Raw genomic sequence first — 4,866 nt, forward strand, 5'->3', positions numbered from 1 at the left:
TGCGCCCCCGAGGCCGACCGGCCTCGGGGGCAGGCGAACAGCTCCACGAGAGTGAAAGGCATCGCATGCGGAAGATGACCGACGCGCAGTGGCGGGCGTTCGTCATGCGCGGCACGCGCACCGGCAAGCTGTCGACCGTCAAAGCCGACGGCAGCCCGCACGTCACACCGATCTGGTTCCTCCTCGACGGCGACGACATCGTGCTCACCACCGAGAAGAACGGCGTCAAGGGCCGCAACCTCGCCCGCGACGGACGTTTCGCCCTCTGCGTCGACGACGACCGCCGGCCCTACGCGTTCGTCATCCTCCAAGGACACGCCGACACTTCGGCGAACCCCGACGAGATGCTGCACTGGGGCGGCCTTCTCGGCGCCCGCTACATGGGCGAAGACCGCACCCAGGAGTACGCCGCCCGCAACGGCGGCCCCGGCAACCTCCTCGTCCGCGCACACATCGACAAAGTCATCGCTTTCGACGGCATCGCCGACTGAACGGCAACGGGGCGCTGGGACGGGGCAGGCGACCACAGTCGCCCGCTCCGTGGCCAAGGACCGGGACGCCTTGGCTCACGAGGCCGGCCGACCATGCTGCTTCGGCGCCCGCATCGCCGGAACCGGCGTCTGACCCGCGGCCTTCCGCTCCGCGTCCAGAGCACGTCCGGCCGCCCGCAGCGCGGTGAGGACCGCGGTCACCTCGCGTACCGACTCCTCGGGAATCACCGACCCGATCCGCAGTTCCAGCTCCTCCTCGAAGACCTTCAGCGCCCCGTCCACCAGCTTCCGCCCCTCAGGGGTGAGGTCGACGATCGAGGAACGGCGGTCGTTCGGATTGGCCCGCCGCCCGCACAGGCCCGCCGCCTCCAGACGGTCGACGACCTTGCTCGTGCCGCCCACCGTGATCGAGAACTCCTCCGCGATGTCCTGGACCCGCCGCCCAGGCCGCCGCAACAGCAGGTGCAGCACCTCGAACGAGGTCAGCGCCAGGTCGTACTCCGCCCGCAACCGCCCCTCGATGCCGTCCCACAACTCGATCTCCAGCGAGACCAGCTCCCGGTACAGCAGCTTCAGATCGGCGCCGGCCATCACTCACCTTCCAAAGAATTATCTTCCATCGACGGTTAATCGTAGATCACCGGTACCGGGACTCTCGGCGAATGCCAGGGGGTCGACACCGCTGCGGGCGGGCTGGGGCCCAGGTCTCAGCCGGTCGGTGACGGCAGAGGGCTTGCCATGTGCCGAGCGTGACCCGCTGGCGATGTGCGGACGGCGGCATGCCGGTCAGCGTGCTCTCGCTCATAAGGGAGAACACCTCGGCGCCGTCCTCGGGCGTCTCGAAGATGCAGAAGGATGGGGATGGTGCGCGTACTCGACGCCTCCAGATCCTCGCCGCACTCGGCCGCCTCGGCCCCCGCCCGCTCGATCGGAGGGCAGCTCTCTACCCCCAGCCTGGTCACGCAGTATGAACATGCGAACCGGTCTCCATGTCTCGTCAGACCCGCGCCGCGACCGCGCTCCCCCGCCGCGGGTCACGCTCCCGTGCCCATGCACTGACCTGAGCGTCGCCTTGCGGGGCGATCTGCGCAGCCCGGAGCCCGAAGTCGTTGAAGGACTGGATGTGCCCCTTGCTGTTCCGTGCCGGTGTTCGGCGCATGATGTCGAGCAGTTCTCGTGGTGTCTGTCCGGAGAGGGCCCGGAAGTCTCGGTTCATGTGCGCCTGGTCGTGGTATCCCGCCAGGCCGGCCAGGTCGGCGAGCGAGTTCACGTCGGTCGACGCCGCGGCCAGGGCTCGGTGGAACCTGAGGATGCGGGAGAGGGTCTGAGCAGGCAGCCCGATGTGCTCCCGCAGCAACCCCTGTACGCGGCGCCGACCGAGGCCGGTGGCCAGCGTCAGCTCGCGTAAGGACACGGCGCCGCCACGGTCGCGCAGCAGAGCCCATGCCTCGGCTGCGGCAGGCGAAGGAGGCGTCCCGTCGCGGAGCCGCCGGGTGAGCAGGGCGTCGAGAATCTGCCAGCGACGGGGCCAGTGCGGTGCGGCGGCCAGCTGGTCGGCGGCGTTCGCGGCCCAGCCGGCTCCCATGACGTGGTCCGGGTCGATGATCGTCTTCGCCAGGTGGTGCAGGGGAAGGCTCAGCAGCCGATACGCGCCGAGCGGCGTGAGCTCGATCTCGACGGCATACCCGGAGCCGTCGAAGCCCGCCAGCACGGGGGCGGTCTGCAGACCCGCGACCATCGCAGGCCACGAAGCGGACGGCACTCCCTGCTCGGGACCGCTGTGGACGGTCAGCGGCTGCCCCCAAGCCAGGAGCAGTGTGACGGCCGCCGAGGGAAGAGTGACCCGCGCGGGCCTCGCCGCCGCCATGCGGTGGCCCCGATAGCGGATGACGATGCCGTGCAGGGGTGGGGCCGGACGCCCGGTGTATTCGCCGGGGCGGTCGATCGATGCGGTCACTGTTGAGGCTCCCCCGCCGCGATGGCGTCTTCGTACAAGACTCCCGCCGCCCGGCGCCGAAGGCCAGGGCATGCTCGGTCACTCGGAGGCACTGGTCAACCACAGCGCCCCAAGTGTCAGTTACGGCTACTTCTGCGCCTTCAGCGGTCAGAAGGACACCGGCACTTCGATTCCCATGTGGCACTGCACCCGTTGCCGCATCCCCTGGACGGCCAACGGATCGTGGACCAACAACCAGACAACCGGTACCATCGCCAACTTCCTGGACGACAGCGGCGTCTCAAACGACGAGATCGTCCGTGAGGGCGCCGCGCGGATGCTCGCCGCCGCCTTGGAGGTCGAAGTCAACGCCTATATAGCCGAGTTCGAGTCCGCCCAGCATAGGTGGCGGGCCGTGAGCGCACCTCTCCTCGGGGCCCTCGTCCGCGCCGGAGCGCGCTTCGAAGGCGGCCGACTGATCGAACGGCCCACGGAGCGGGCGGCATGACGGCCATCGGCCTGCGGCCGACCACCTCCGCGGACAACGAGTACTGCTTCCAACTACACCAAGCCGCCATGGGCGCCTACGTCACGGCCATCTGGGGATGGGACGAGCAGATCCAACGCGACATCCACGCCCGCGTGTTCAGCCCCGGGCACTGGCAAATCGTCACCGCCGACGGCACCGATGCCGGCGTGCTCCACGTCGAGCGTCGGCCGACGGAGATCTACCTGTCGCGGATCGAGCTCCACCCCGACCACCAGGGACGCGGCATCGGCAGTCGGCTCATCCGCAGCCTCCTGCACGAGGCTCGCCAGCAGGCCCGGGACCTCACCCTGGACGTCCTCGTCGTCAACCAGCGGGCCCAAGCCTTCTACCGGCGACTGGGCCTGCACGAAGTCACTCGTCACGGCGAGAGCGACATCAAGATCAGGATGTCCGCCAAGCCGCCTCAGCCTGGTTCGATCCACAGATCTTGACCATGGCTCACACGGTCAAACGCTTCGTCAGCGCGGCTGAGACCAAAGGCGCCGGCGAGCAATTGGAGCGGGGCGGCCGACCCGATTCTGACTGAGCGTCACTGTTTGTCGTAGAAGGGGTTGTTCAGGCGATTCGCGTCAGTGCAGAATGCTTCCACTCGCTCGCACGGGACCGATCACCCAGGGGTCACATGCAGTTCATGCAGCAACGGGAGCATCACCCAGTTCGCACCGCCGTCTTGATCGCGGTCACCGTGATGACCCTGTTGCTCGGCGGTTGCACCGGCGAGAGCCCATCAGACGATTCCACCGCGACCGTGGGCGCAGAAGGCGGAGAAGTCAGCGGAGAGGCCGGCGAGCAGCGTGTCACAGTCACCGTTCCGCGAGAGGGCGCAAGGAACGGAACCGAAGTACGGTTCCGGGAACTCTCTGAGGTGGACACCGGTCCCACCGACAAACACCTCGGCGTGGCCGGCTTGGGTGCTCCTGTGGAGATATCGACCACCCGAGGCGCCCTTGCGCGGGGCCGCGTCAGCTTGTCGTACGACTCCAAAAAGCTGCCCCGTGGTGTAACGGCCAAGCAGATCGGCATCATGGTCTTCGACTCCGGCCTGGGCGCCTGGTTCCCGCTGCTCGATGCGGCAGCAGATCCGAGAACGCACCGTGTGACGGGCACGGCACCGCACTTCTCTCTGTTCAGGACGTTCTTCGTGAAGCCGGGAGAGCAGCTCCTGCATATAGCCGGCCGCGGAATAAAGATGGCAGCCGACGCCGGCACCACGGTCATGGGTTACTTTGAGAAACTCATCACCGCCTCGGCGGTCGCTATCGTCAAGGACCTCTTCGCGATCCCACCAGATCTCAAGTGCGACAAACCGAGCGGCACTGTCGTCGCCAAGGCCAGTACCGCCGTCGGTGACAACTCCTTCTCCGCCTGCGCCGACGGCGACGGCAAGGAAGTCACCCTCAACATGGTCAACGGTATGGCATATCCGATTCGGCTCGACCGTCTTCCGAGTGGGGTCACCTTAACCGGCAGGGACGTCCTCCTCGGTAGTGGTGACTCCATCACCGTCATTCGCAACGTGTTCTGGATGACACAGGGGCAGAGGATCATTGCGGGGGCGAAGGCCGGGAGCGTCACTGTCAACGAGAAAATGAAATCTGCCCGGCTTCACGGCCATATGGACGGCAGCGCAGTCGCCTTCGATGTTCTCCTGGGTACGCTGTTGGCCTTCATGCCCGCCCTCAGCGCCGACAAGAAGTGGATCGAGGGCATCGCACAGAAGGCGGTGAATTCCGCGTCCGCCAAGGAAGGAGGAGCGGGACTCGCCCGGGCGACACGGGCGACGGTCGACGACGCATCCACGTCAAAGAAACCCGAAGGCCAACCTGACGTAGTCAGTCAGTTCGGCACCTTGATGGGGGCCGGCGACTGCCTCCTGGACGCCAAAGACG

At 67.2% G+C, this 4,866-nt stretch carries 6 protein-coding genes; 4 read left to right on the top strand and 2 right to left on the bottom strand.

The features are described from left to right. The first annotated feature begins 65 nt into the window (after nucleotides 1–65). Nucleotides 66–491: a PPOX class F420-dependent oxidoreductase gene (locus ABT300_RS41430; protein ID WP_351687597.1), complete on the top strand. Its 426-nt coding sequence runs from the start codon at nucleotides 66–68 to the stop codon at nucleotides 489–491. A gap of 75 nt (nucleotides 492–566) precedes the next feature. On the opposite strand, the gene ABT300_RS41435 is transcribed toward ABT300_RS41430, so the two are convergent. Both ABT300_RS41435 and ABT300_RS41440 read right to left on the bottom strand, forming a co-directional pair. Next, on the bottom strand, nucleotides 567–1,082 hold the full coding sequence (locus ABT300_RS41435) for a MarR family winged helix-turn-helix transcriptional regulator (protein WP_351687600.1): 516 nt from the start codon (nucleotides 1,080–1,082) through the stop codon (nucleotides 567–569). 406 nt (nucleotides 1,083–1,488) lie between these two features. Further along, nucleotides 1,489–2,448, bottom strand: coding sequence for a helix-turn-helix domain-containing protein (locus ABT300_RS41440; protein WP_351687603.1), 960 nt, complete (start codon nucleotides 2,446–2,448; stop codon nucleotides 1,489–1,491). A gap of 70 nt (nucleotides 2,449–2,518) precedes the next feature. Between ABT300_RS41440 and ABT300_RS41445 the strand changes: the two genes are divergently transcribed. The 3 genes from ABT300_RS41445 to ABT300_RS41455 all read left to right on the top strand — a co-directional run. Beyond that, nucleotides 2,519–2,935 carry a hypothetical protein gene (locus ABT300_RS41445; protein WP_351687612.1) on the top strand — a complete coding sequence of 139 codons (417 nt, stop codon included), beginning with the start codon at nucleotides 2,519–2,521 and terminating at the stop codon, nucleotides 2,933–2,935. Beyond that, nucleotides 2,932–3,408, top strand: coding sequence for a GNAT family N-acetyltransferase (locus ABT300_RS41450; RefSeq protein WP_351687606.1), 477 nt, complete (start codon nucleotides 2,932–2,934; stop codon nucleotides 3,406–3,408). The genes ABT300_RS41445 and ABT300_RS41450 overlap by 4 nt, the downstream gene beginning before the upstream one ends. A gap of 191 nt (nucleotides 3,409–3,599) precedes the next feature. Further along, a partial coding sequence (locus ABT300_RS41455; RefSeq protein ID WP_351687609.1) for a hypothetical protein occupies nucleotides 3,600–4,866 on the top strand: 1,267 nt, incomplete at its 3' end.

Source organism: Streptomyces sp. NPDC001027 (assembly GCF_040299045.1).
Lineage (GTDB): Bacteria > Actinomycetota > Actinomycetes > Streptomycetales > Streptomycetaceae > Streptomyces.

Coding starts and splice junctions, on each gene's coding strand:
- ABT300_RS41445 (WP_351687612.1), top strand. CDS start 2,519: ATGCTCGGTCACTCGGAGGCACTGGTCAACCACAGCGCCCCAAGTGTC.
- ABT300_RS41450 (WP_351687606.1), top strand. CDS start 2,932: ATGACGGCCATCGGCCTGCGGCCGACCACCTCCGCGGACAACGAGTAC.
- ABT300_RS41435 (WP_351687600.1), bottom strand. CDS start 1,082: ATGGCCGGCGCCGATCTGAAGCTGCTGTACCGGGAGCTGGTCTCGCTG.
- ABT300_RS41430 (WP_351687597.1), top strand. CDS start 66: ATGCGGAAGATGACCGACGCGCAGTGGCGGGCGTTCGTCATGCGCGGC.